Origin of the sequence: Peribacillus sp. NPDC096540, assembly GCF_050278525.1 — a bacterium.
Classification (GTDB): domain Bacteria; phylum Bacillota; class Bacilli; order Bacillales; family DSM-1321; genus Peribacillus.
This window is the reverse complement of record NZ_JBNNTG010000023.1, coordinates 37,996-64,322: the sequence shown is the minus strand read 5'-3', so window position 1 is coordinate 64,322 and position 26,327 is coordinate 37,996. Positions and strand designations below refer to the sequence as shown.

Annotated in this window: 22 protein-coding genes; all 22 read left to right on the top strand. The window is 40.8% G+C overall.

Features of this window, described 5'->3' with window-relative positions; translation table 11 throughout:
• Positions 1–16 precede the first annotated feature (16 nt).
• Entirely contained in the window at positions 17–1,264 is a 1,248-nt protein-coding gene (locus ACQKMR_RS18715; RefSeq protein ID WP_427698651.1) for an amidohydrolase family protein, read from the top strand.
• Positions 1,265–1,292: 28 nt separating this feature from the next.
• Positions 1,293–2,540 (top strand): amidohydrolase, encoded by a 1,248-nt coding sequence (locus ACQKMR_RS18710; RefSeq protein ID WP_427698650.1) that lies wholly within the window; start codon positions 1,293–1,295, stop codon positions 2,538–2,540.
• 89 nt (positions 2,541–2,629) lie between these two features.
• Positions 2,630–3,169 carry a DMT family transporter gene (locus tag ACQKMR_RS18705; protein ID WP_427698649.1) on the top strand — a complete coding sequence of 180 codons (540 nt, stop codon included), beginning with the start codon at positions 2,630–2,632 and terminating at the stop codon, positions 3,167–3,169.
• Between the two features lie 150 nt (positions 3,170–3,319).
• Entirely contained in the window at positions 3,320–3,526 is a 207-nt protein-coding gene (locus ACQKMR_RS18700; protein WP_427698683.1) for an EamA family transporter, read from the top strand.
• A 37-nt stretch (positions 3,527–3,563) separates the two neighbouring features.
• Positions 3,564–4,859, top strand: a complete 1,296-nt coding sequence (locus tag ACQKMR_RS18695) for a uracil/xanthine transporter (protein WP_427698648.1) — start codon at positions 3,564–3,566, stop codon at positions 4,857–4,859.
• A 188-nt stretch (positions 4,860–5,047) separates the two neighbouring features.
• Positions 5,048–5,188: a hypothetical protein gene (locus tag ACQKMR_RS18690; protein WP_427698647.1), complete on the top strand. Its 141-nt coding sequence runs from the start codon at positions 5,048–5,050 to the stop codon at positions 5,186–5,188.
• 460 nt (positions 5,189–5,648) lie between these two features.
• Positions 5,649–5,930 carry a heterocycloanthracin/sonorensin family bacteriocin gene (locus ACQKMR_RS18685; RefSeq protein WP_427698646.1) on the top strand — a complete coding sequence of 94 codons (282 nt, stop codon included), beginning with the start codon at positions 5,649–5,651 and terminating at the stop codon, positions 5,928–5,930.
• 163 nt (positions 5,931–6,093) lie between these two features.
• Positions 6,094–8,040: a putative thiazole-containing bacteriocin maturation protein gene (locus tag ACQKMR_RS18680; protein ID WP_427698682.1), complete on the top strand. Its 1,947-nt coding sequence runs from the start codon at positions 6,094–6,096 to the stop codon at positions 8,038–8,040.
• Positions 8,037–9,980 (top strand): TOMM precursor leader peptide-binding protein, encoded by a 1,944-nt coding sequence (locus ACQKMR_RS18675; RefSeq protein WP_427698645.1) that lies wholly within the window; start codon positions 8,037–8,039, stop codon positions 9,978–9,980. Before ACQKMR_RS18680 ends, ACQKMR_RS18675 begins: the two co-directional genes overlap by 4 nt.
• Before the next feature lie 22 nt (positions 9,981–10,002).
• Positions 10,003–11,571 carry a SagB family peptide dehydrogenase gene (locus ACQKMR_RS18670; RefSeq protein WP_427698644.1) on the top strand — a complete coding sequence of 523 codons (1,569 nt, stop codon included), beginning with the start codon at positions 10,003–10,005 and terminating at the stop codon, positions 11,569–11,571.
• Between the two features lie 471 nt (positions 11,572–12,042).
• Positions 12,043–13,473, top strand: a complete 1,431-nt coding sequence (locus ACQKMR_RS18665) for a PLP-dependent aminotransferase family protein (protein WP_427698643.1) — start codon at positions 12,043–12,045, stop codon at positions 13,471–13,473.
• 412 nt (positions 13,474–13,885) lie between these two features.
• Complete coding sequence (locus ACQKMR_RS18660) at positions 13,886–14,080, top strand: hypothetical protein (RefSeq protein ID WP_427698642.1); 195 nt, start codon at positions 13,886–13,888, stop codon at positions 14,078–14,080.
• 405 nt (positions 14,081–14,485) lie between these two features.
• Positions 14,486–14,935, top strand: a complete 450-nt coding sequence (locus ACQKMR_RS18655; RefSeq protein WP_427698641.1) for a YfmQ family protein — start codon at positions 14,486–14,488, stop codon at positions 14,933–14,935.
• 511 nt (positions 14,936–15,446) lie between these two features.
• Positions 15,447–15,746: a DUF2294 domain-containing protein gene (locus ACQKMR_RS18650; RefSeq protein WP_427698681.1), complete on the top strand. Its 300-nt coding sequence runs from the start codon at positions 15,447–15,449 to the stop codon at positions 15,744–15,746.
• A 198-nt stretch (positions 15,747–15,944) separates the two neighbouring features.
• Positions 15,945–16,982 (top strand): ABC transporter substrate-binding protein, encoded by a 1,038-nt coding sequence (locus ACQKMR_RS18645; RefSeq protein WP_427698640.1) that lies wholly within the window; start codon positions 15,945–15,947, stop codon positions 16,980–16,982.
• A gap of 21 nt (positions 16,983–17,003) precedes the next feature.
• Positions 17,004–17,933 carry a nucleoside hydrolase gene (locus ACQKMR_RS18640; protein WP_427698639.1) on the top strand — a complete coding sequence of 310 codons (930 nt, stop codon included), beginning with the start codon at positions 17,004–17,006 and terminating at the stop codon, positions 17,931–17,933.
• A gap of 24 nt (positions 17,934–17,957) precedes the next feature.
• Positions 17,958–18,782: an ABC transporter permease gene (locus ACQKMR_RS18635; RefSeq protein ID WP_427698638.1), complete on the top strand. Its 825-nt coding sequence runs from the start codon at positions 17,958–17,960 to the stop codon at positions 18,780–18,782.
• A gap of 6 nt (positions 18,783–18,788) precedes the next feature.
• The gene (locus tag ACQKMR_RS18630; protein ID WP_427698637.1) at positions 18,789–19,577 is read left to right on the top strand and encodes an ABC transporter permease; all 789 of its coding nucleotides are present in this window, start codon (positions 18,789–18,791) and stop codon (positions 19,575–19,577) included.
• 15 nt (positions 19,578–19,592) lie between these two features.
• Entirely contained in the window at positions 19,593–20,657 is a 1,065-nt protein-coding gene (locus tag ACQKMR_RS18625; RefSeq protein WP_427698636.1) for an ABC transporter ATP-binding protein, read from the top strand.
• Between the two features lie 16 nt (positions 20,658–20,673).
• Entirely contained in the window at positions 20,674–22,392 is a 1,719-nt protein-coding gene (locus ACQKMR_RS18620; RefSeq protein ID WP_427698635.1) for an adenine deaminase, read from the top strand.
• Positions 22,393–22,995: 603 nt separating this feature from the next.
• Positions 22,996–23,148, top strand: coding sequence for a hypothetical protein (locus ACQKMR_RS18615; protein ID WP_153246156.1), 153 nt, complete (start codon positions 22,996–22,998; stop codon positions 23,146–23,148).
• Positions 23,149–24,094: 946 nt separating this feature from the next.
• Entirely contained in the window at positions 24,095–25,999 is a 1,905-nt protein-coding gene (locus ACQKMR_RS18610; protein WP_427698634.1) for an endonuclease MutS2, read from the top strand.
• The last annotated feature ends 328 nt before the right edge of the window (positions 26,000–26,327 follow it).

The window sequence follows — 26,327 nt, the reverse complement described above, 5'->3', positions numbered from 1 at the left end:
TAAAGAGAGTGATTTAATGTATAAAGCGTACTGGCTTACTAACGTTACACTTGATAGTGGATATGTATATGAGAATGAAAGAATTGATGGAACCAAGACTGCCCTATTCAATATCTATATAAATGATGGGGTCATTAAAGGAATTCAATTGGCTAATGTTCCTTTGCAAACTCATTTACCAGTTCAAGACGCAAGAAATTTACTTGCACTTCCTGCTTTTAAAGAAATGCATAACCATCTTGACAAGACCTATTTAGGACTGCCATGGAAATCATGCACTCCGGTTCCGAATTTAATGGAGCGCTTAAACTTAGAAGCGGTGGAGCTCGCTGAACTCGCCGAAACAGGACAACACCGAGCTGAGCAGATGCTTCATCTTCTGTTAAAAGGTGGCGCCACACATGTCAGAACTCATGTTAATATTGACCCATACATTGGTTTGAAGAATTTAGAGGAAATTCAGAAAGCACTAGAGAGTTTTAAAGGGAAAATGACACACGAGATAGTGGCTTTTCCCCAACATGGACTGCTAAGAACAAATTCAACTGCATTAATGAGACAGGCGATGAAAGAAGGAGCGTCCTTAGTGGGAGGCTTAGATCCTGGTGGAGTTGATAATAATATTGAGGCTTCACTATATGAAATGGTGGATTTAGCTGTTGAGTTTGATGCAGATATTGATATCCATATACATGATCCAGGTCATCTTGGATTTTATACAATCAAGAAACTGGCTTCTTTAATCGAAGAAGCAGGGTGGAAAAATAGAGTGGCTGTTAGTCATGCTTTTGCACTTGGAGATGTCCCTATTGAAGAATCAAATGATCTGGCTAGTATTTTATCAAACTTAGGAATAGCCATCATGTCTACTGTTCCGATAAACCGGGTAATGCCCCCCATTGATTTACTTCATGAAAAGGGTGTACACGTAGGTCTTGGATGTGATGGTTTTTATGACTCCTGGTCTCCATTCGGTACAGGAGATATGCTAGAAAAGGCAGGCAGATTAGCTGAGAGGTACAACTGGAAGGATGAGTATGCATTGACTCAATCCCTCCAATTCATTACGGGCGGGGTTAAGACACTAGACTATGAAGGAAATCGTTTATGGCCGAATGTTGGAGATGATGCAAGTATGGTTTTAGTAGATGCATCATGCTCTGCCGAGGCAGTTGCTAGAAGATCCAGGCGAGCTGCGGTTATCGTCAATGGAAATTTGGTTTATGGTGGACTCAACTGTGAATCTGCTTTGAAGGCAAATTGAATGTCAATTACAAGAAGGGATGAATGGCGTGAATACAATCTTTTGGTTAAAGAATGCACGTTTAGAATGTGGTTACCAAAAAGAGCATGAAAGAGTTACAGGTACAATAACTGGGCTATTTCATCTGTTAATAGAGGATGGGAGAATCAAGAAGATTGTCAAAGATGGGGAGCCCATTTCTAATGATGTGCCTGTGGAAGATGCAAAAGGATTGCTAGTGCTCCCCACCTTTATTGAAAAGCATGTTCATCTTGATAAGACCCTGATGGGGGATGTATGGAGAGCATGTACCCCTTCTTCAAGTGTCACTGAACGCTTTGAAAATGAAAAAAAGGTGCTTCCTACTATTGCAACCAGCACATGTAAACGTGCTGAATCTTTACTGGAAATACTTTTAGCTTCTGGCTCTACTCATGTACGGACTCATGTTGATATTTACCCAGAAGTAAGATTGCAAAACCTAGAGCAAGTGCAACAGGCATTAGAAAACTATTCTAACAGACTCAGTTCAGAAATAGTCGCATTTGCGCAGCACGGATTGTTGCGATCAGGTTCTACAAAGCTTGTCAGAGAGGCATTGCGAAATGGAGCAGGAATAGTAGGGGCAGTTGACCCAGCCACTGTCGATAATAATATTGAAGCCTCATTAGTACAATTAATAGATTTAGCAGTGGAAGCAAATGCTGATGTTGATCTGCATTTACATGACGCTGGTCATCTGGGAACGTTTACTATGAAACGGTTAGCGGCTCTAACTAAGGAAGCGGGCTGGGATGGCAGGGTAGCTGTAAGCCATGCATTTGGTATAGGAGACGTTTCCAAAGAAGAAGCCTATGAGCTTGCTGATATTTTAAGGGACGCAGGGATTTCCATTGTTACCAGTGTCCCAATTAACAGACAAATGCCCCCGGTCGATTTGTTACATGAAAGAGGGGTTGAGGTATCGGTGGGGAACGATAATATCTTTGATTTATGGTCACCTCTAGGAAACGGTGATATTCTAGAAAGGGCGGGTCGGCTAGCAGAACGTTTCAAGTGGGTTGATGAAGTCTCACTATCCCAAACACTCAGGTATATAACTGGCGGCAAAACCCCGTTAGATGAAGGTGGTAACCAGGTATGGCCAAAAGTAGGGGATGCAGCAAGCTTGGTGTTAATTGACGCCAGCTGTTCTGCTGAAGCAGTTGCAAGGCGCTCTGAACGTAAAGCAGTATTTTACAAGGGAAATATAGTTTCCGGTGCACTAAATCAACAAAATCAATCAATAAACGTATAATGCTAACCCCAAAAAAGGATCTCTGGACACGTCCAGATTTCCTTTTTCGTTTTTGGTTAATGAAAGACAAAGAAAGCAGGCTGCTTAATATGATCCGGTCTTATTTACTATTGCTTATTTGTGTAATATGCTGGGGAAGTAATTTTGTTTTTGGGGCTATCCTAGTCAAGGACTTCCCTCCTATGCTGCTTTCAGCAACAAGGTTATTATTTATTATTATCTTGATTGCCTTATACGCTTTAAAGAAGAAGAAATGGAATTCGATTCGAAAAAAGGACTGGTTAACAATGATTCTACTAGGATTCATTGGAACGTTTATCAATCAATGGTCTTTTTATGCTGCTTTAGAAACAGCTCATCCGACAACTTCGGCATTAATACTGGCCCTCGCTCCTATTACTACAGCCCTTTTGGCTTCAGTATTTCTGAGGGAAAGACTAACAAAGAGATTTTTATTAGGATCGATTGTCGCTTTTGCAGGTGTTTTCTTAGTTATTGCAAGTGGTGGAACACTCCATCTTTCAATTGGCCTAATTTGGATATTTCTTACGATGCTTTCTTTTTCCATATCCATTATCATGATTAGGAAGCTTACTGAGAGAAACCATTCCATTACTATAACTCTTTAATCAAACTTAATTGGATTTGGCGGTCTGCTGCCCATTGCTCTATTAACCGAGTCGCCCCAACAAATGAGCAGGGAGCCGTGGCCTTGGGTCCTTTTAATAGGAACCGCTATCATCATGCATGGAATTTGCACATTAATCTAGAATAATCAAATTCAGATTGTTGGAGCATCAAAAGCATCTATGTTTCTTAACTTAGAACCCTTTGTTGCCATGTTGGTCGGATTGGTTGTGCTAAAAAATAGTGTCACACCGTCACAACTATTCGGCGCGCTATTAATAATTATTGGTGTTGTCCTTTCAACTTCCTTTAAGGGGAAAAGAGTTATGGAGGAAGCCATGTATTCGCAAGAAGCTTAGAAAGTATCGTGTTCAAAGTTCAAAGGAGATGGAAACAATGCAAAGTTTGAAATCAACTGTGACTCTATTTTCTTCTTTTCAATGGCTGTTTTTTATTTTTGCAAATACCGTAGTAGTGCCTATTTCGATCGGAGCTGCCTTTCATCTTCCCTCCGATGTTACGGAAATGACCATGAGAAGCTCGCTTATTTTCACAGGGGTCGCTTGTGTCATACAGGGGTGGAAGGGGCATAAGTATCCAATTATGGAAGGGCACTCTGGTCTATTGTGGGGTGTGATGTTGAATTTGGGATTATCTGCGCCATCACTAGGGCTCGGTTATGCCGAAATAGGAGGAGGAATAGCTACAGGTCTAATTGCAGCTGGTGTCGTGACCCTAATTATTTCTGCCTTTAACCTGATTTCTTATGTCCAGAAGATTTTCACCCCCATGGTCATGACCGTTTACTTATTCCTTCTGACATTTCAGCTCATTTTCGTCTTTTTTAAAGGGATGCTGGGAATTACAGAGGAAGGGGAAATTAACATCCCGGTCAGTTTCCTATCATTAGGAATTGTCATTTTAGTAAGTATATTAAAGTTAAAAGGATCCAGAAATATTAGCAATTTCTCTATTTTGATCGGAATTATCGTGGGTTGGATTTTTTATTCGTTGCTATTTCCAAATACTGGGGTTGAAATGGGATCAACAAGTGTCTCTTTTTCATTTTTCCCTTTAGGTGTTCCAAACCTGGAATTCGGTATAATAGCGATTTCCTTTTTTGCAGGATTACTGAATTTGTGTAACACATTCGCTTCCATTCAAGCCGCATCCGAGTTAATGGGAGGAGATGCTGGCCATAAGCAATATCGAAATTCTTTATTTATGACTGGCGGTTTTACTATTTTCGCACCGGTACTGGGCCTTGTTCCGTATACGCCTTTTACCTCATCTATCGGATTTTTGCAAAGTACTCAAATCTATGAGCGGAGGCCTTTTTTAATTGGAGGCATGTTGTTGACCATAATTGGGCTCATTCCTCCTTTTATCTCTTTCCTGGCCACCATGCCAATAACCGTCGGGAACGCTGTATTGTTTGTTGCTTACCTTCAGCTGTTTGGAACGGCTTTCAACAGCGTCAAGGGTCAGCAATTTACTTCAGACACGATATTTAGGCTTGCAGTACCTGTATTGATTGGAGTGAGTTTGATGAACATCTTGCCCAATGCATTTGCCAACGTTCCCATGCTTTTACAGCCCTTTTTAACAAATGGGCTCATAATGGGAGTATTAATATCAATAGTGTTAGAAAAATCGGTAAACTGGAAGCGTTATGAACAACTACAAGACTAATTGGAATACTTGTAAGACAAATAATTAAAGAATTACATATGCATGAAAACCAGAAGGGTGTTGGGGAACCTTCTGGTTTTTTTGATTGTGTTTAAGGTTTAACAATTTTATCATTTCCCGCCAGAAGACTCCCTCTTCAAGCGTGTGAAGGGCGAGAGCCCAACGGTAAGGGGGAGATGAATGTATGGATGACAACAGGTGCAACTCATATAGCACGAGCTGAAGAATGGCCAATGATGCCAACAGAATGGGTACACGCCATGTTAAAACCGTGGAATTTCTTTGATCGTACTCCGACTTTAGATTTACCAAAAGAAAATTCAAAATGATTAAATAAAGCCCTTGCATATGTTAGTGCAAGGGCTTTATTTTGGTCCGAAGCAAGATTGAATTCATACATAAATTATTTGGAGTAGCATCATAATTCATAGTTGAAAAGGATATTGAGGTTCTATGTTTCTAACTTGCCCCAGAGCCCATTTCGAGTTGATTAGCTAAGCTGCTACTCTAGGCTTGTCAGCTTAGTCCCAAGTTTTTTCAGATTTGTCTCGAAGTTTTCATTTGTACTAAGCCACATTATTAATAAAGTGATTATCCTGTTTCCGTCTTGAACCGTTTTATAAAGATTCAATAAAAATAGGCTTATGAATCAGTAGCAATCCCCATTCTCCTTACATATTTTGTTGAAGGGAGTACACGACAGAGTGTGGGTTCCCAGACTATTTCGTTCCGATTTTCTTTCCTGTTACTAAGCACTACCTTATTAATGAATAAATGGAGGGTATATAAATGAATGAGTTTCAAAATCAGCTTCAAATGTTGAATGTTGACGATTTCCAGGTAAGTCAGCCAGTTCTTTGGGATCAATATCAGCAACCGTATATGGAAGATTCTCGTCAGTTTGGTTTGGGTTTTGGTTTTGGTTGCTTTGGTTTTGGTTTTGGTTGCTTTGGTTGCTTCCGTTGCGGTGGTTGCGGTGGTTGCGGCGGTTTTCGTTGCGGTGGTTGCGGAGGTTTTGGTCGTTGCGGAGGTTTTGGTCGCTGCGGAGGTTGCGGTCGTTGCGGTCGTTAAGAATTCAGGTTTTCTAAAGAGAAGGAGATGTCCCTGCATTGATGTTGCAGGGACTTTTCTTTGAAAGATTAGACATAAGAGACAAATTGTCATACATAGGATGAAAGTGAAAGTGATGATGAGATGCTGATCTTAGTAAAGCTTGCGGGTTAGGAGGAGCGGAATGGAAAATTTGACCCCTTCTATGCGTCTGAAAGTGAAAAGGGACACGTTTTTTCTCCCTGATCCAAACAGGGGTGTGTATTTTCGGAACAACTTAAGTTCGTTCCATATGGAAGGCAGTACGATTGCTCAGTGGATTGAAAAGCTATTACCGATGTTCAACGGGGACCACAGTTTGAGGGAATTGACAGATGGATTGCCAGGCCCATACAGGGATCGGGTGTGGGAGATTGCTGAAGTTCTGTACCGAAACGGATTTGTTCGAGATGTAAGTCAAGATCGTCCACATCAATTGTCAAATAAAGTTCTTATAAACCATGCTTCTCAAATTGAGTTTTTGGACAGTTTTGGCGATTCGGGAGCGTACCGTTTTCAAGCTTATCGCCAGGAAAAAGTGTTAGCGGTTGGCTCTGGTTCTTTCTTTATTTCGTTGGTTTCTGCATTGATTGAATCCGGATTACCTAAATTCCATATTCTAATTACCGATTCGGTACCGACCAATAGAATACGATTGAAGGAACTTGTGGCACATGCACGTAAAACAGACCTCGAGGTAGCGGTAGAGGAGATCACTCTGGAGAAGGAGGAAAGTTCTTGGCAGGAGATTGTACGACCATTTAATTCGATATTGTTTGTGTCACAGGAGGGTGATGTAGAGGAATTAAGAGAACTTCATGCGGTCTGCAGGCAAGAGAAGAAGGTGCTACTCCCCGCTATAAGCCTAAACCAGGTAGGTTTGGCAGGTCCGCTGGTGCATCCTGACTCTATGGGATGTTGGGAGTCTGCATGGCGTCGTATCCACGAATCGGTGCTTAGCAAAGACCAGCAGCTTCCTGCCTTTTCTTCCACAGCAGGAGCGATGTTAGCCAATGTAATGGTATTTGAATTGTTTAAAAAGACTACAGGTGTTACCGAATCGGAACAGAATAATCAATTCTACCTGCTTGATATGGAAACATTGGAAGGAAACTGGCATTCGTTCATACCTCACCCGCTGGTCACAGGAAATACGGCAGCCGAATGGGTTCAAGATTTTGAGTTGCGGCTCAATCAGAGAACAAGCAGAAGTGAGGAGGGCAAGTGGTTTATACACTTCAGCCGCTTGACATCGGCACATTCAGGGATCTTCCATAGTTGGGAGGAGGGAGATTTAAAGCAGCTGCCGCTAGCTCAATGCCGTGTTCAAGTGGTTAACCCGATGTCAGAGGGACCGGCCGACCTGCTGCCAGACATAATCTGTACAGATCTGACGCATGAGGAAGCACGGCGGGAAGCGGGTCTGACTGGGATTGAAGCATATGCTTCAGAAACAGTCAGACATCTCGTACCGACTCTATCTCCGGTTCAGGAAGTAGGGCTAAAGGAATTTGTCGGCATCGGAGCGGGGGAAACCTTTGCGGAATGCGTTTGCCGCGGGTTGCAAAAGTGTCTGGTCGATGAGTTCGGCAAGCAACAGATTAATCAGAAGGACCTTGTTGCTCGTGTACAGTTGGAAGCGGTAGAAGATGAGCGCTGCTTGTATTATTTACAGGCACTGACCACGATTGCCGGTGAACCGACGATTGGGTTAGGAGGGGAAATGTCCGGTTTCCCTTTGGTATGGGTCGGTACGGATGACAGATGGTATGGCTGTGTTGGGTTGAATAAAACCATGGCGTTGCGGAATGCGCTACAACAGGCAGTTATGAAATCCCAAAACCAAACAATTTGCCTTACAGATCAAGGGGTGGAGGTTCCAACTGTGATTATGGAAGAAAATGAGCCGCTAAACCTTGTGATTCCTGCGTGTGAAGTGACAGCACAATCTGAGCTTTTACAGTCCGCTATGAAGGTCTTAGACAGGAACCGTAAGCGGCTCTTGGTCTTCGAGCTAAAACTGGAGCCGTTTTTGAATAAGGAACTGGCAGGGGTGTTTGGTGTGTTGTTGCGAGAGGAGGAATCAAGGTGAAAGCTGTTGTGTTGGTTGTTGGAGAAGGAGTATTGACAGACTGCGTATATGGAGAACTGTCAGGCCAATACCAAGTCATTCGCCAGGTTGATTTCGAGGCAGGCATACCAGAAACGGTTGATATGGCACTGGTGTTGCAAGATGCCTGGAACCCCTCTGTTCATCAAAAGGCAGAAGAGATACTGCGTCCAAAAGGTATTCCTTGGCTAAGGGGCTTTGTTGCATTTGGCGAGGGAATGATCGGTCCACTGGTTCGCCCGGGGACAACGGGGTGCTCCCAGTGTGCAGATTTGAGACGTCTCATGGCAGGACGCGACCGTAAAGAGATGTGGGAAATTCGACTGCAATTGCAGGAGAACGGAGGAATACAACGTGATGTGGCGGCATCACGCACGGGACTTTTGCAAATGGCTCACCTGATAGGAGCAGAGGTACAGAGGATAATGAAAGGTGATCACGCCCACTCGGAAGGACGTGTGGCATTAATAAACCTGAAAACAATGAATACTACATGGCATTCTTTTCTTCCCGATCCGTTGTGTATGGTTTGCAGCGAGTTACCCGACGATTCACCAACTGCGGCCCGAATTTTGTTACAACCAAGTCCGAAGGTCAATCCTAACAGTTACCGTAGCCGTTCGATGGATGATCTGGGTAGAATTCTAGTCAAAGACTATTTGGATAACCGGATGGGCTTTTTAAATAATAAAATGATAGACCTTGTACCGCCTTTTGCCGATGTAAGTGTTAATCTGCCTTTGTTCATAGGGGACGAAGGCGTAGCAGGTCGGACTAATTCATATGCGATTAGCGAGATGACTGCTATTTTGGAGGGCTTGGAGCGTTATTGCGGTATAGAGCCTCGTGGCAAACGGACAGTAATCCATGACAGCTACCGCAATCTGAAAGATCAAGCACTAGATCCTAGAAAGGTTGGCGTGCACTCAAAGGAACATTACAAACAACCTGATTTTCCATTCAAACCTTTTCATCCTGATCGCTCAATCAATTGGGTATGGGGCTATTCGTTTTTGCAAGAGCGTTCGATTTTGGTTCCAGAGTTGCTTGCTTATTACAGCGTGGGCTGCGGAGAAGGATTTGTCTATGAAACTTCCAACGGTTGCGCTTTAGGCGGAAGTTTAGAGGAGGCCATTTTATACGGTATTTTTGAAGTGGTGGAACGTGATTCGTTTCTGATGACTTGGTACGCGCAGCTGCCCCTCTCGCGTCTTGACCCAAATTCTGCAAATGACGAAGAATTGCAGTTGATGATTGATCGAGCACGGGCGGTAGCGGGATATGACATATATTTGTATAACTCGACAATGGAGCACGGCATTCCAAGCGTATGGGCGCTGGCGAAAAACAGGAAGCAGAAGGGATTGAATATCATTTGTGCGGCCGGAGCTCATCTGGATCCGATACGGGCGGTGAAAAGTGCAGTTCACGAGTTGGCAGGCATGATGCTTACGCTTGACGAGAAATTCGAGGCGAGCCAGGAAGAGTGTGAGAGAATGTTTCAAGATTCTTCACTGGTTCAGCAGATGGATGATCATGGAATGCTGTTTGGTTTACCTCAAACCGAAGAGCGCCTGCAGTTTTTACTAGATGATACTCGTCCGTTGCGAACGTTTGACGAGGAATTCAAGGGTAAGGCCAAGCATTCAGATCTGACGGATGATCTGCAGGACATTCTTCAGGAGTTTCGTCGACTAAACCTCGATGTGATTGTGGTAGACCAGACGACACCGGAAATCAAAAGAAACGGATTACATTGCGTGAAAGTGCTGATTCCGGGGATGCTGCCTATGACATTCGGCCACCACCTTACCCGCGTAACTGGCCTGGAGAGAGTGTTAAAGGTACCAGTGGAACTCGGGTATGCGAAACAACCGCTGAAACTTGAACAGCTCAATCCACATCCGCATCCGTTTCCATAAGCGGTGACTAGGAGGTAGGAGGATGAGTCTAGAGGCATTTCTTCACAATATACATTTTGACGTTGAAAAGGCAAGTCCACCGGATTGGGAAGTAGATTGGGCTGATGCACCGCTTACGTATAAGCTTTACCGCGACTTGCCCGTGTTTCCGTTTTCACTGGAAGTACCACTGACGCTTGAAGAATGCAAACCACCTTCCAAGCCTGATTTTAGCAGAATAGGCCATTTTCTTTGGTATGTATTCGGTCTTACACAAGTTAGTCAGTCATTGAATTCCTTAGAACAAAAGGCGGACCTGATGCAGTCGTTTCGGCGTTTTCCTCCTTCCGGTGGAGGGTTGTATCCAAACGAATTGTACGTTTATCTAAAGATGGAGGATTTGCCTGTTGGTGTGTACCATTATGATGTGGCACACCACCGTTTGGTGTTATTACGAGAAGGTAATTTCGATTCCTATTTAGCACAGGCTCTTGGAAGTCGCTGTGACATGTCTACTTGTTTTGGTACTGTTTTTGTATCGACTATGTTTTGGAAAAATTTCTATAAATACAATAACTTTTCCTATCGTCTGCAAGGGTTGGATGCTGGTGTACTGATTGGACAGTTACTGGAGGTGGCGAAACGGTTTGGCTTTGCATCAGGGGTGTACTTCCAATTTCTTGATCAGGCCATCAATCATCTGATTGGTCTATCCGAAAAGGAAGAGAGCACGTATGCGGTTATCCCACTAACGGTGGAACCTACAAGCTGGTTTACTAATGTAAGTGACATAGATGGGCCTATCTCTGAAGCCGAATTATGCAGTGAATTGACCCCAATTCAGTGTAATCACTACGTCCGGTCACTTAAGGTCAAAGAGTATCCGATGTTAATCAAAATGAATGAAGTGTCAATGATGAAATCAACCCAATCGTTTCGGCAGATTAATGTGAAGGAGAGTACGAATTATGAAGGGCCTGAGGTAGGTCTGCCTCCCGTGAAGCGGTTGTCGTATGACCTGGCATCAGTTTGCCGAAAGCGATTTTCACCGGAAATGGATTTCACTATGGGAAAGGTTAGCCAATCGCAACTGGCCACACTAATGCATGAGGCGACGGCTTCCTTCTCATATATAAATGATTTGGATGGAGCACATAATAAGCACGAGCCCCGCGTCTCACTGTATGGCTGTTTGTATAATGTTGAAGGCATTCCGGATGGTGCTTATCTTTATGACAGCACAGCTCATGTACTGCGACAGGTGCAACTCGGCGATCATCGACTTGAGCTTCAATACGGAATGTCGCTAGATAATGTGAATTTGCACCAAGTACCGCTCTGCCTGCATGTGACGGGAGATAAGGATCACTTCAAAAAGGCACTAGGATACAGAGGATATCGTATTCAACAAATGGAAGCGGGAATGCTCGTGCAACGATTACTGTTAGCGGCGTCAGCAATTGGGATGGGAGGGCATCCACTGCTTGGGTTTGATGTGAACGTGTGTGATGAAATTTACAAGATGGATCACCAAGGAAAAACAAGTCTAATCCAAATCCCAATCGGTCCCTTTCGACATCGCCCTTGGTTGAAGGGAGGTATGCAAAGTTAAGTAAATTATCGATTATTAAAACCTATAGTGAAAAATCCTGCAGCATATATTCTGAATTGAGAATGTACATTCTTATTAAGGTAAAGCCTCTATTCCTTTTGAGGAGTAGAGGCAGTTTTTCATTATTAGGGATAATAAGGATAGGAATCCAATGAATTTGAAAAAATAGATGGGAATTCCCGTATGTATTGTAGCTTTATTTTGGTCAAAAATATCGAGCAAGTTTATAAGAAATCATAAGGAAAGAATCCATTCTGCACTATCTTTAATGGATTCTTTTTATTTATCAAAAAAGACAAACAGTTCAGTTTTATTTGAAAGCTATATCTCCCCCAATAGTGCAATAATCTTGATTGAGGATTATACTGACGTAAAAGGTCTTTCCACTTAAGGGAATAAATCAGGATATAAAGTTAATAATTTTAAATAATTTGTAGAGTTTTTAACAAACAACGTTAAAGGATGTAGCTTATGGAATGGAGAACGGATAGAAAATCCAAGGAGCCTTTATATAAACAAATAGCTGGTTTTATTGAGAGTGGTATTGCTGATGGGACATTTTTACTAGATAAGCCGTTACCTTCTGAGCGCTTCTTGGCAAATGAACTGGGGGTTAACAGAAGTACAGTTGTAGCAGCTTATGATGAATTGGAAGCAAATGGGTTAGTTGAACGGAAAAAAGGAAGCGGAACGATGATCAGCAAGGACATATGGGGAATCAACAAAAAACGTATACCTAGTTGGAATAGATATATCGAAGCTGGTTCATTTTTACCCAATTTGCCGGTAACCCAAAGAATACGTAAAGAAACGGAAGGGAATAATCTTATAAACTTAGCTAGTGGGGAGTTATCAGAAGACTTATTTCCGGTCCAATCCTTACGGGAAATCATTTCGAATAGGTCCTTTATTGGTAGTTTAGGTTATGATCACCCCCAGGGCAATGCGGTTTTAAGGGACACAATTACTAATCATGTTAAACAGTATAGAAGAATTAATACTCATCCATCTTCCATACTAATTACTTCTGGTGCACAACAAGCCATACATCTCGTTGTCCAATGCTTGCTAAAGCCAGGCGATGCCGTTGCATTGGAAGATCCATCATACAGTTACAACCTTCCCATTTTTCAATCCGCAGGACTAAGAACTTTTCTTTTACCAGTTGATAAGGATGGCATAAACCCAGAGGATTTACTAGCACTCCATAAAAAACATCGAATCAGGATGATATTTTTGAACCCTGTTTTTCAAAACCCAACAGGAACTGTACTTCATATCAACCGTCGTAAAAGGATTCTAGAGCTTTCATCCGAATATGGAATACCGGTTGTAGAAGACGATCCTTATAGTTTAACTTCTTTTTCTGGGGAAGAAATCTCCACTCTTAAATCGATGGACAACAACGGAAATGTTTTATATATAAGCTCTTTGTCAAAAATTGTTGCTTCTGGTTTAAGAATTGGCTGGATAATAGGACCGAAATCAGTTATAGAGAGACTGTCTGATGCTAAGCAACAGGTTGACTTCGGTCATGGCTCATTCACTCAATGGATAGCAAACGATTTTCTTGAATCAGAGCATTTCCCTACTCATATTACCTACTTAAGAGAGCAGCTAGAAAAAAGAAGGGATGCAATGGTGTCGAGCCTCCAACAATTTCTAAAAAACAAAGTTGATTATTATTCGCCAAATGGTGGTATTCATTTGTGGTGTAAGTTGAATGTACAATTAAACGAAATACAATTACTAGAGGAGTCTATCAAAAGAGGAGTCATTTACGTTCCCGGGTCAACATTGGGAACAAACAAGGAATATATTCGCTTTACCTTTGCGAAAGAAAACGAGGAATCTATCCACGAAGGGATCAAAAGATTTGCAGATGCTGTAAAAAGTTTATAATCATCTGCTTTGATATTCACGAGAGAGAATCATGACCAGTCATGATTCTTTTTTTGTCTTTTTCGAGGAAGTAAGTTAGGTCTGAGTGCTACAAGACGTGGTATCTAAGCCATTTTTTCAGAGGCGCTTTGCACTTTTCTATGTATATTAACAAAAGAATTCAACAAGTGGATGGTGGAAATTTCACTTAATTGGATGGTCCTAAAATTGGTTGTTCTTTTATTATAGAGAAGTAGGCTTTTTCTAATATATTTACTCAGTAAACCCAAAGAGCGATCTACCTGGACAATTTAATTTTGACATGCAAATTAGGAACGATTTTTTATGTAGTTACACTACGATATACGATGAGAATCGGAATAATTTGAAATGGTTCAAGGAAATAGATAATAATATTGGGAGGCGTTGAATCATGACGATAAGTGTAATATTAGTAGTAGCCATTAGTTTAGTTGCTCTGGTTGGTACCCTTTCATTAACGGGGAAGAGTGATAGTGATTATTCTGCAGCTACGAGAGGAAATTTGTTGAACCTTAGTTATATTTATATGGGTCTTGCCCTAGTATTAACTGTGGGCATCATCTACTTCGTAATAAAATTAGCCTAAGATACCACGTGAATGATTATTATAATGGTATATCAAAATGTATTGAAATATAGGCTTAATTGTATAAAGGTCATGTTTTGTACGAGTGATTTACAAGACATACTCTATTTGTGAAAATTTGTGAATTTGTTCACACATGTGGCAAAAATGTGAACGAAAAGAATCTGATAGATACCTGAAAAAATCGCCTTTGTAAGCTGAGTGAACAATCAAATGAAGAGTTTGACATTTATGGATAAATTAAAACAAAAAAATATATTGATAGAGTTTGGTTATGTTTTGTGCCCTCCTTCAAGTACAACTTTTCACCAAAAATGAAACGTTAATAGAACGGTCACTTCAAAGAAAAACTGACCGCCTCTTTCATTTAATAATTAAATTATAACGTAGCGGAGATGATGAAATATGACATTGCCTGTTTTGATTTTGACAATTCTCTTAGGCTTGGTAAAACTATTAGTTACCTGTCTTCCAACCGATACAGTGAATTGGATTCTCAGCAAATTTAAACTTCATTCAGAACTTAGTGACGCGAATGCAATCGTAACCATTGACGGGAAACGCTTGGAAGGTGAAGACAAAATTCAAGTTATTAATTATTTTAACAAAGCTATATTTTTGAAAAAAAATCATATATTCCCAGGGAACGAGCAATTGTTTTTGAATCCAGAGAACAGTGGGACTCCATTAGTCATTGATACTAAAAGAGGCAAAAAGGATGTTAGGTTATTTGTGTACATTTACAACGACCACGTAGATGTAGTCAAACAGTACAAGAAGAAAATAGTTTCGTATAGTCTGCTTTCCGATAGCCTCCAAGAACGCCATATGCCAGTAATAAGGGATTTAGTTTAAAAGGAACATAAAAAAACTGTTTCTAAAATGAACTGCACCCCAATTGTTAGACACCGTCTAACAATTGGAGGTGTAGTTTTTTTATGACAAAGTATTCATTTTAAAAGCTACTCCCGTCAGGTTCAGCTAAACAAACACGCTGAAACCTTCAGCTCTACCATCCATATCTGCACAACTACACTTACCCTGTTTTCTGCAAATAGTTGTACGGGCGCTGTGGGGGATTCGCAATAATTAAGAATATATTAGGTTGAAATCCACATTTTGAGTGATTATACTGATATATAGTTGTAAATCAAATCACAAAAATACCCAAATGGGTTTTAGTATAATTCGTGTATTGGTGTATAAATGTACTATTTAATAAAAAAAAACATTTTTTTTGTGCGAAATCCGAATATTATCTTGTGTAATTAAGAAAAAGTATATATAATTACCTAAAATGATAGTTTGGCAGGTGATAGTCATCTTACCGATAAACTCTAACGAAACGAAGAAATTGCTTTCTCATATGTATAATGAGGTATCGAAGGAATTGTTCGGCTTTGGTACGACGCTGCTGAAGGTTACTGTTGAGCAGAATGTGATTACATTTCAGGCCAAACATCGACGTGCCCCGCGCTCTGAAGCTTTAGAGGGAGAAGTTCCTAGCCTAAAGCAGGAGGTTGATTTTCATATGTCACTTCTTTATAAAAAGAAATTAAGACAAAAGTTAGAAACGCAAACGGATTGGGATATTGAAGCCGTCCTAAGAGATTATGACTCAGCGACGCAACGTGCATTTACCAATATAGTATTGAAAGAAAAATAATATAATAATATAAATGGATTTTCACTTCGGATTTATCTGGAGGAAACGCCACAAAAGAACCAAATGATAGGTTTTATCTTTGTTTACAAAGAAAAGACAATCTTGGGTAGAATTTTTATTCTATTTAAGATTGTCTTTTTTTACTTGTATATTATTAAAAAGGAAATTTTAAACAATATGATCTTGGAGGTTTGGATGATGAAAAAAATATTGATGATGTTATCGCTTTTCACATTAGTTTTAGCTGCATGCTCTTCAAAGGAGGATGGAAAGGAAAAACCAGCCAAATTAGTCGTTTCCACTTGGGGATTCGCAGATGATTTCTTCCGTCCGGAAGTCTATGAGCCATTTGAAAAGGAGCATAATGTCGAGATTGTCGTTGATTCAGGAAATAATGCAGATCGATTGAACAAGGTACGCCAAGCGAATAGCGATGTGGATGTTATCTATTTATCCGACTACTATGCACAGCAGGGCATCGATGAAGGGTTATTTGAGAAAGTTGACCATAGTGAAATTCCGAATATTGATAATATATACGACAAAGCAAAAGCACCGAATGGCGATGACTTTGGACCAGCCTATACCATTGCACAATTTGGCATTGCCTATAATCCCGATGAAGTGAGTAAACCGATTACCTCTTGGAAAGATCTTTGGAGCAAGGATTTGGCAGGAAAGATCACGATCCCATCAATCACTTCAACAACTGGACCAATGTTTTTGGATGCCGCTTCAAAAGTTAGCGGAAGTAAAGAGTTCAATGAAGATAAAGCTTTCGATCAAATGAAGAAGATCATGCCGAATGCGGTTAAGGAATATGGGCAAACGTCAGAGTTCGTCAACATGTTCTCGCAAGGAGAAATCGCTGCAGGCCCGATCATGGAAATGTATTTTGGCGATTTACAGGAAGCCGTTCCTAATGCTAAGTTCATTTCCCCTGAAGAAGGCGGCTACGCAGTGATGAATACGGTGAATATTGTTAAAGCCAGCAATCAAAAAGAATTGGCCGGTGAATTCATGAATTACATCTTAAGCAAGGAAGTTCAGGAAAAATCAGCGAAAGCGAAAGTGGATTCTCCTGTCAATATGGAAGTCAAGCTCTCTAAAAAGGAAGCGAAAGGCTTAACCTATGGAGATGACGTTATTAACAGCCTGCGTGTATTAGACATGAAGTTTGTAAATGAAGCCTCTAAACAATGGATCGATCGTTGGAATCGTGAACTTACACACTAAGAAAGAAAAGAGGTGTGCTTGATGAAGAAAAAAATGATTCTTGATGTGGATACTGGAATAGATGATGCGATTGGAATCATTCTTGCTGTTAAAAGCCGTCAATTCGACATATTGGCGGTAACAACAGTGAACGGGAATGTATCACTTGATACGGCCACACTGAATACATGCAAAATATTGGATTTATTGAGTGAACAGGACATTTCAGTCATAAAGGGGGCAGATAGCCCAATTATCAGGAGCCCCTTTTTTGAACACCGGATCCATGGCGAAGACGGGATTGGCGGAGCTTTGAAGGATGTGCCAGTCAAAAAGCAGCCTGATGATGGATTTGCTTCTGATTTCATTATCAATTCCATTTTGAATTTTCCTGGTGAAGTGACGCTTGTCATGACGGGACCTCTTACGAATTTGGCATTAGCGGTGAAAAAATGTCCGCAAATTACCAAGCTTGTTAAAGAAGTCATTTTCATGGGCGGAGTTGTTACAGGGGTTGGCAATGTCACACCAACCTCTGAGTATAACACGTTTGTCGACCCTGAAGCTGCCAAAATTGTATTACAAGCGGGGTTCGAATCGATTACACAAGTTGGTCTTGATGTCACGAGAAATGTTCTTCTCACAGAAGAGCATATACAATTGATTCAAAACAGTACACTTGCTGACTATATAAGAGACAGTACGTCTGAATATCGGAAAAGGTATTTTGAACGTAACGGTATATGGGCATGTGCGATGCATGATCCATTAGCTGTAGCTATCGCTTTGCAAAAAGATCTTGTCACAAGTAAAGAATACTATGTGGATGTTGAAACAAAGAGTGAGCTTTGTGACGGACAGATGGTTTGCGACTTTCAAAATAGGCTGATGAAGCCGCCAAATGCGCATGTTTGTCTGGACGTCGATGCGGAAGCGTTTTTCGACCTGTTCATTCGCATAATCAATTCATAAATAATACGAACAGGGGGTTCCGAGGTGAAAAAACGCTATCTATACATGCTGCTGTTTCCAGGCATTCTATTTTTAACGATTTTCATGATCATTCCGATCCTAATGACGATTGGCACGACATTTTTTAATGAAAGCGGCGGTTTTTCCATACAAGGATATCTCGATTTTTTCCAAGATCGATACTTTATTGAAATTCTCCTGACGACACTTAGGGTGAGTCTTTTCACGACAATCATTTGCATTCTATTAGGATTTCCAGCAGCTTATTACATTTCAAAATTGAAACAACGAAAAAAAGCCATCATGCTTTTGCTGACGATCTTCCCGCTATTAACAAGCCCAGTGGTCCGCTCATTCAGCTGGATGGTGATTATAGGTAAAAACGGTGTGGTGAATAAATTGCTTATGGGCATGGGCTTGATTGAAAAGCCGCTTGATATATTGTACACGCCTACTGCCATCATCATCGGATTGGTCCATTTATTCCTGCCATTGATCATCGTGACGCTGGTGGGTGTGATGGAGAACATCGAGACTGACTTATTAAAAGCGGCCGAGAGCCTTGGAGCATCAAGATTAGCAGTATTCTCAAAAGTGATCATTCCGCTTTCGGTTCCTGGTTTGGTCATTGGCAGCATCCTTGTTTTTGTAGGGAGCTTCACGGCCTATACAACGCCTGCTTTATTAGGTGGGAAACAGCGGGTCATTTCGACATTTCTTTATCAAAACGCGATTACATTGAACGAATGGCAAGTGGCATCGATTGTCGCTACCATCATGATTGCAGTGACAGTTCTTATCATATCGATCATGAATGGTTTGGCAAAAAAATTAAATCCAAAGGGGTAGAGGTGTATGCAGGAAAAAAATCGAGGATTGGCCCTGTTTACTCTCCTGGTGTTCCTTTTTTTACTAGGGCCTTTGCTTATCATATCCGTTACGTCATTTGAAGGCGGAAATATTTTGAAGTTCCCGCCAGAAGAGTTCTCTTTAAGATGGTACGAAAATATTTTTAATGTGGAAATGTTTTTGGTCGCTTTTAAAACGTCCATCCTTGTTTCACTGGCAGGCAACCTTTTGGCACTGATACTGGGAGTGCCGGCTGCCTATGCATTAAGCCGATTTGATTTCAAAGGGAAAAGCGTGATTAATGCATTTTTCGTTTCTCCAATATTAATACCGGGAATTGTGCTGGGCTTTGCGTTTTTACGTTATATTGTGGGGGCTTATCAGCTTCCGATTTATGCGGCTCTGTTTGTGGGACATACAGTTATCATGCTGCCGTTCATCATCCGTGTGATTTCTTCAAGCTTATCAAACTTTGACTTTTCCATTGAAGAAGCGGCGGAGAGTCTTGGAGCCAGTAAATTGGGCACATTCTTTACAGTCGTCCTCCCGAATATAAAATCAGGAATTCTGGCGGCAGTCATGATCGCCTTCTTGGAATCCTTCAATAATGTAGACATTTCAGTTTATATGACAGGCCCTGGGGTAAGTACGTTTCCGATTCAGATGCTGACGTATGTGGAGAACTACTTCGATCCTACCATTTCGGCCATTTCCGTATTACTCATGTTCATAACGGCTTTCTTCATGTTTATAGTAGAACGGCTCATGGGATTGTCTTATTTCACAAAACGATAAAGGAGGTAATGATGGATGGCTTTATTCACTTTACAAGATATATCTGTAGCATATAACAAACAGAATATATTAAAAGATTTCAATCTTGAGATTGAAAAAGGGAAACTGGTATCTCTTCTTGGCCCGAGCGGCTGTGGGAAAACGACGACCCTGCGTTTAATTGCCGGTTTTTTACAGGCGAACGAAGGGAAGTTTTTATTCAAGGAAAAGGACTATACGAAAGTGCCCGTTAACAAGCGGAATTTTGGCTTTGTGTTTCAAAACTATGCATTATTTCCGCATTTGTCGATATTCGATAATATTGCATTCGGTCTCCGTCTGAGAAAGAACTCTAAAAGTGAAATCGAAAAAAAAGTAATGAATGTGCTCGAAATCGTTAATTTAAAAGGATTTGAAAAGAGATATCCCCAAGAACTTTCCGGAGGGCAAAAGCAGCGGGTTGCGATTGCCAGGGCGCTGGTGATTGAACCGGACATCCTATTATTTGACGAGCCATTGAGTAATCTTGATGCCAACTTAAGGGTGAATATGAGAGTCGAGATTCGCCGTATCCAACAAGAGCTGGGGATTACAACGGTATATGTCTCCCATGACCAGGAAGAATGCTTTTCGATATCCGACCAGGTGGCGATTATGAATAAAGGGATCATCGAGCAACTTAGTGATCCTGCGACCATTTACAAATATCCTGAAACCAAGTTTGTCGCAGACTTCATCGGCTTCAAGAACTTCATTGACTTCGATAAGCGGACAGATCATGACGGTAAAATTGAACTGAACAAATCCGGATACTCATTTGTGCTGAACAAGGATGCCCAGATGACCAATGCAACGGGAAAAGTGGGCGCCATCAGGCCGGACGATCTGTTGATCAGGGAAAAAGATAACACTGGAGCTGTTCAGGAAAATAGTTTATCTGGCCGAGTTAAGGTAAGTACCTATCTGGGAAGAAGCTATCAATATGTCGTTGAAACTCCAATAGGGGATTTCACTGTTAACAAGGAAATGTCGGAATCCTATCGGACGGGTCAGGAAATCATCCTTGAAATTCCAAGAAACCAGATGGTGCTTGTTGACTAGCTTAGGAGGGTAAGTTATGCGAATGGATATGCTTGTAAGAGATATCAACGTGTTTAACAGCTATTTTAAAAGATTCATTAAAGGGAATGCTGCCATCAAAGATGGAAAGTTCTATTATATCGGAGACAGGGAATTGGATGCCTTCGAGCCGGAACGAATCGTCGATGGGCAGGGGAAGTATATGGTTCCAGGCCTGATCGATATCCATCTCCACATTGAAAGTACGATGGTGACGCCTGCGACTTTTTCCTACGGGTTAATCAAGAATGGCGTGACGACGATCGTGCCGGAACCGCATGAAATGGCCAATGTTTTCGGAATTTCCGGTGTGAAGGAAATGATCAAAGCAAGTAAAGATTGCGTAGCGGATATGTTTTATGCCATCCCGAGTTCCGTTCCTGCGACATCGATGGAAACAACAGGCGGTTCTATAGAAATAGATGATATAGATGAATTGATGCAAACGGAGGACATTAAATGTCTCGGCGAGATCATGAATTACTATGAGGTCATATCCGACCCCGATTGCAAAACGAATCGGATCTTGTCCCATATCCGTTCCCGTTATCCAGATCTAATCATAGAGGGGCACGTTCCAAAACTGCTCGACTTGGACTTGCAGAAGATTGTTTATGCCGGAGTGAATTCAGATCATACACACCAGACCGTGGAAGGGATGGACGCGAGGATCGCTGCCGGAATGTTCATTGAGATTCAAGAAAAATCAATGACTGAAGAAGTGATAAATTACTTGAAGGAAAAGCAGGTGGATGAGCATTTCTGCTTTGTCACCGATGATGTCATGACCGACTCTTTCCAAAACAGAGGACATTTGAATGTCCTTTTAAAGAAAGCCATTCAAATGGGCATGACTCCGGAAAAAGCCATTTATGCATGCACCTATACACCTGCTCAGCGGATGAGAATGTATGACCGTGGCGCCATTGCACCTGGAAAAACGGCAGATTTTCTGCTGCTATCCAACTTGGAAACATTCGATATTGAACAAGTATACAAAAAAGGTGAGCTAGTTTATGAATCTTCACGGCTATATGTGCAAGAAGTGAAGGAAAGACAATTTCCTGAGCATTTCTATCAAAGTGTGAAGCTTGCGGAACTTACGGAAAACGATTTTAACATCACAATCCCAGATACGCTTGAACGCAGCAAGTGCCGGATCATAAACGTGCAGAATGGATCTACTTTCACATCTGAAACCCATGATAGTTTAGAAGGGAAGAATGGTGAATTATGCTGGGAAGAAAGCCCTTATGGTTTAATCGCCACATTCGAACGATACGGGAAAAACGGTAACCGGGCACACGGGTTGATCACCGGCGATGTTTTGAAGCGTGGAGCTGTTGCCACCACCTATTCGCATGATAACCATAATCTTTTGGTGATTGGCCATAATAAGCAGGATATGATGATTGCCGCTAACGAAGTAATAAGGAAACAAGGCGGAGTCTGCTGCGTTGAAGATGGCAAGGTCCTATCCATGATTCCTCTTCCGGTAGGAGGCATTCTTTCCGAAGAGCCAATGGACATCGTATCAAGGCAGGTTCAGCACCTGACAGATGCACTTAAATCATTAGGCTACGAACATTATAATGTCATCATGTCATTAAGCACCTTATCGCTTCCTGTCAGTCCGGCTCTGAAAATAACCGACCATGGATTGATTAACGTGAATGAAGGGAAAACAGTCCCTCTCATAATGAGTGATGAAGCTTAAACCGCAAAGGGGATTATCCAATGGATAATCCCCTATTCTTACGGTTCTGAAAGTCCATTTGCCAATGCTAATAAAAAAGTGAAAAATATGCCGTTTGATATAACGCTGAATAAGATTATACTGCCTCTTATCGTCCTGATCCCCATAATCATCGCAACTATGAAGCCAATGTCTATCAGCAGGAATAGGATGATCGGAATCGATAAATCTAAGTTTTGGAATAAGTTTCCGGGAAAAGTAGAGAGAGATTCAGGTTCTTTTAAAACGCCTGTAGATTGGACTTGTCAAAATTTCCGAAATACATAACAGTTGAGAACCACAAGATGTTCCTTATGACTTAACAGGATCAATAGAAATTTGAGCTAATTAAAACGGTCTCATTAATTTGCAGGAAGCCTTTTCGCCAAATGTTAGCTGCACTTGTAAACAAAGGGAATTAATCTACTCCAGAGTAGAAGGGGGAGGAATACTCCTCTTATCAATTTACATATATTTAACATAATGGAAAAAATATGATAAAATAGAGGGACAACTGAGGATAGAGTGGTAGGTCACGGTTTTGGCTTTTTCCATCTAATTATAGATGGGGAAGGAGGTGACCGCATGATTCATTTCTTATTGAACTTAATTACAGATATGGGTAAAGAGATATTTGTTGCTGTAGCAACCAGTCTTATCCTGTCTATGTTCGCCAAGAAAAGGAAAAAGAACCACTCATCCTCCCAAGATGGCAATGGTTCTTCTTCTGACGATTAATTAAGTTAGTTGTGACCAACCACTCTTGCTAGTTGTCAGCCTCATGTTAGCGCATGGGGCTGTTTTTAGTTTATGTTAATATAAGGATAACATACCCCGATTTTAAAGTAAATATTCAGACATTGAAAAGGGAGTTACTGAAGCATCATTGCTAAAACGTTTAGTTAGCCCTGGAAATGCTCCGTGGCGGAGGTTAAAACTTTGGCATTTAGGAATGGAGTAAACTCTCTTATCCCATAAAATTGTTTCGTTATAATGAAGTTTCAGTAAGAGAAGTTCATCCAGGCGGTCTTTCAAAACCTTTTTGTATGTTGTTACAGTATAATGTAGGATTTCAACCAAAACAATTCATCATTTTATAGCTTTGATAACTCATTGTGTATAAATCCAAAACCCTCTTATTGTAAAAAGCAATATCGCGGCAAGAACTAAAGCAATCGTTAAAATCATGGGCTTGGCTGCATTTTTGTTTTCTTGATTAGAATGATCCATTGCATATTGACTCTTTCTTACTGATATGGTATGTTAATTCCAATCTAAGAAAAGGTGTGGTGTTTTATGTCGGGAGTAGGTATCAACTAATTTAGTTGAATAAGGTATTTAATCACTGATATGTCAGTGGATTAAGTATGCCTTTTTTTACAGTGCAACTTTGCATTGTGAATACCTACCTTAAGACTGCTTCCTTTTCCATAAATCGTGTAACATGTAGGTGTTACGACGAAAAGCATGGTGGGATTTGTCCTATCATGCTTTTTTGTGTACGCAGGTCTATTCGAGCTGCCCAATTTGTTATCGATTTTAGGTACTTATCTATAGATAAGGCCGATGCCCGCAGGAGCTTTCTACTCAAATGGCTTGTTCATTTGTAAAGGTAGGGGGACCATTGCGGGCATTTTTTGGATTCGGGAATTTTATCACTCACTCATTCAAGGAGGCAATCATAATGAATAAGATGACATACGAAAAATTACAATATATAGAACTGAAAGAAATGGTGAAAGACCATTGCGTAAGTGGTTTAGGAAAAGCGTTGTTGGATCAGCTTCAGCCAAGTACCCAGTTGAATGTGGTTAAAATTCGTTTAAACGAGACGACTGAGGCAAGGAATTTACTGAATGCTGAAAACCATATTCCCTTAAAGGGCATATCTAATGTTGGATACCATATTGAAAAACTGGGAAAGGGAATGATTTTGGAACCGGGTGAATTAGTTGCTATAGCAGATTTCTTAAGAGGTTGCAGGAATATCAAGAAATTCATGGCCGATAAAGAATTCTTCGCACCCACACTGCATTCATATGCTTACTCCATGACTGAATTCAGGAGCATTGAAGAAGAGATTCAATTCGTTATAAAAGGAAATATGGTGGTTTCCGAAGCAAGTAAGGATTTGAAGCGCATCCGGAATCAAATTATTAAGACAGAAAGTAAAATAGAGGAACGCTTAAATAAATTTTTAAAGAGTGCAGCCAACAAAGAGTTCATTCAGGAGTTTTTTATCAGTAAAAAAGATGATCGCTTTACGATCCCCATTAAAGCTTCTTATAAAAATCAGGTGGCTGGAACAATCGTTGAAGTATCATCTAAAGGGGCAACTGTGTTCATTGAACCAACATCTGTGACCAAATTAAATGTAGAATTAGCGAGTTTAAAAGCTGAAGAATCGATGGAAGTGTATCAACTTTTAGCCACTCTATCCGGCACGATTTACGAGGAACTGAAACCTATCAAAATAAATATAGAACTAATCAGTCAATACGACATGATTTTCGCAAAAGCAAAGTTCAGTAAAAGCATGGATGCCATTGAACCGAAAATCAATAATCATGGTTATATTCAGTTAATAGGTTGTAAACATCCTCTTTTGCCCCAAAATAGCGTACCTTTGGATTTTGAAATTGGTAAGGACTATCGCAGCTTAATTATTACAGGTCCTAATGCAGGCGGTAAAACAGTGGTCCTGAAAACGATCGGTATCCTTACATTGGCTGTTATGTCAGGGTTTCATGTTGCAGGAAACGAGGGGACGGAACTGGCAGTCTTTGATCAAGTGTTTGTTGATATCGGCGATAATCAAAGTATTGAAAATGCGCTCAGTACTTTTTCATCACATATGAAAAACATCTCAGATATTATGAGTGCATCAACCAATAATTCATTGCTTTTATTCGATGAAATAGGGAGCGGGACAGAACCGAATGAAGGCGCAGCTCTAGCTATTGCAATACTCGAGGAATTTTATCATATGGGCTGCATAACAGTTGCAACCACCCATTATGGTGAAATCAAACGCTATTCGGAAATACACAGTGATTTTATGAATGCGGCCATGCAATTTAATAGTGAAACATTAGAGCCCATGTATAAGCTAGTGATTGGTAAATCAGGGGAAAGTAACGCACTTTGGATCGCAAAAAAAATGAATGTGCGAGAAAAGGTTTTGCAAAAGGCAAAGAGTTATATTGACAATAAAGACTATGACTTGGACTGTATTCGAGAAGGTAAAATCAAAAAACCGAAAGTAACGGCAGCTCCAAAGGAAGCATTGTATGAATTTGAAGTTGGAGACAAGGTAAAGTTAACTGAACTGAATGGTTACGGCATTGTATATAAAAAGATGGATTCTTACAATAATTTAGTTGTGCTTTTCGAGGATACATTCATGGAGGTTCATGCCAATAGGCTGGAGCTTGAAATAAAAGCCGTCGATTTATATCCCGAAGGCTATGATCTGAATACCTTATTTGTCAGTTATAAAGAAAGGAAATTGGACCGGGACCTTGGAAGGGGATCCAAAAAGGCATTAAAGAATGTAGCGGCGGATATACGGAAGAAACTTGGTGAATAAACTGGATAAGAATGGATTTTGTAAGGGAGAGCCGAATGCTTGATTAATGAAATTAAAAAAAACGTGTTCAACCCAAAAAGTTGACACAGGCAGGGTATGAGTTCTGTATTTACAGAGCTCATACTTTTTTTGCCTTACTTTCTCGTGTGGATTGTAACCAGTATTAAAAAGGAATACCTAATGGGAACGTACTGTTGTTTAAAAAATGTAAGTTTAGATTATTACAAGAGAAGATTTTAGCAGGATGATCAATCGTTAGGAGAGGTGAAAAAAGTTTGCGGTTTTTTGCAGCTTGAGTTACAATCAATTAAGGATATTAAAAGTCTGT

Excerpts from the sequence above, each read along its gene's own strand:
- ACQKMR_RS18715 (WP_427698651.1), top strand. The coding sequence starts at position 17 with ATGTATAAAGCGTACTGGCTTACTAACGTTACACTTGATAGTGGATAT.
- ACQKMR_RS18705 (WP_427698649.1), top strand. The coding sequence starts at position 2,630 with ATGATCCGGTCTTATTTACTATTGCTTATTTGTGTAATATGCTGGGGA.
- ACQKMR_RS18695 (WP_427698648.1), top strand. The coding sequence starts at position 3,564 with ATGCAAAGTTTGAAATCAACTGTGACTCTATTTTCTTCTTTTCAATGG.
- ACQKMR_RS18690 (WP_427698647.1), top strand. The coding sequence starts at position 5,048 with ATGACAACAGGTGCAACTCATATAGCACGAGCTGAAGAATGGCCAATG.
- ACQKMR_RS18685 (WP_427698646.1), top strand. The coding sequence starts at position 5,649 with ATGAATGAGTTTCAAAATCAGCTTCAAATGTTGAATGTTGACGATTTC.
- ACQKMR_RS18680 (WP_427698682.1), top strand. The coding sequence starts at position 6,094 with ATGGAAAATTTGACCCCTTCTATGCGTCTGAAAGTGAAAAGGGACACG.
- ACQKMR_RS18670 (WP_427698644.1), top strand. The coding sequence starts at position 10,003 with ATGAGTCTAGAGGCATTTCTTCACAATATACATTTTGACGTTGAAAAG.
- ACQKMR_RS18665 (WP_427698643.1), top strand. The coding sequence starts at position 12,043 with ATGGAATGGAGAACGGATAGAAAATCCAAGGAGCCTTTATATAAACAA.
- ACQKMR_RS18660 (WP_427698642.1), top strand. The coding sequence starts at position 13,886 with ATGACGATAAGTGTAATATTAGTAGTAGCCATTAGTTTAGTTGCTCTG.
- ACQKMR_RS18655 (WP_427698641.1), top strand. The coding sequence starts at position 14,486 with ATGACATTGCCTGTTTTGATTTTGACAATTCTCTTAGGCTTGGTAAAA.
- ACQKMR_RS18650 (WP_427698681.1), top strand. The coding sequence starts at position 15,447 with ATGTATAATGAGGTATCGAAGGAATTGTTCGGCTTTGGTACGACGCTG.
- ACQKMR_RS18645 (WP_427698640.1), top strand. The coding sequence starts at position 15,945 with ATGAAAAAAATATTGATGATGTTATCGCTTTTCACATTAGTTTTAGCT.
- ACQKMR_RS18640 (WP_427698639.1), top strand. The coding sequence starts at position 17,004 with ATGAAGAAAAAAATGATTCTTGATGTGGATACTGGAATAGATGATGCG.
- ACQKMR_RS18630 (WP_427698637.1), top strand. The coding sequence starts at position 18,789 with ATGCAGGAAAAAAATCGAGGATTGGCCCTGTTTACTCTCCTGGTGTTC.
- ACQKMR_RS18625 (WP_427698636.1), top strand. The coding sequence starts at position 19,593 with ATGGCTTTATTCACTTTACAAGATATATCTGTAGCATATAACAAACAG.
- ACQKMR_RS18620 (WP_427698635.1), top strand. The coding sequence starts at position 20,674 with ATGCGAATGGATATGCTTGTAAGAGATATCAACGTGTTTAACAGCTAT.
- ACQKMR_RS18615 (WP_153246156.1), top strand. The coding sequence starts at position 22,996 with ATGATTCATTTCTTATTGAACTTAATTACAGATATGGGTAAAGAGATA.
- ACQKMR_RS18610 (WP_427698634.1), top strand. The coding sequence starts at position 24,095 with ATGAATAAGATGACATACGAAAAATTACAATATATAGAACTGAAAGAA.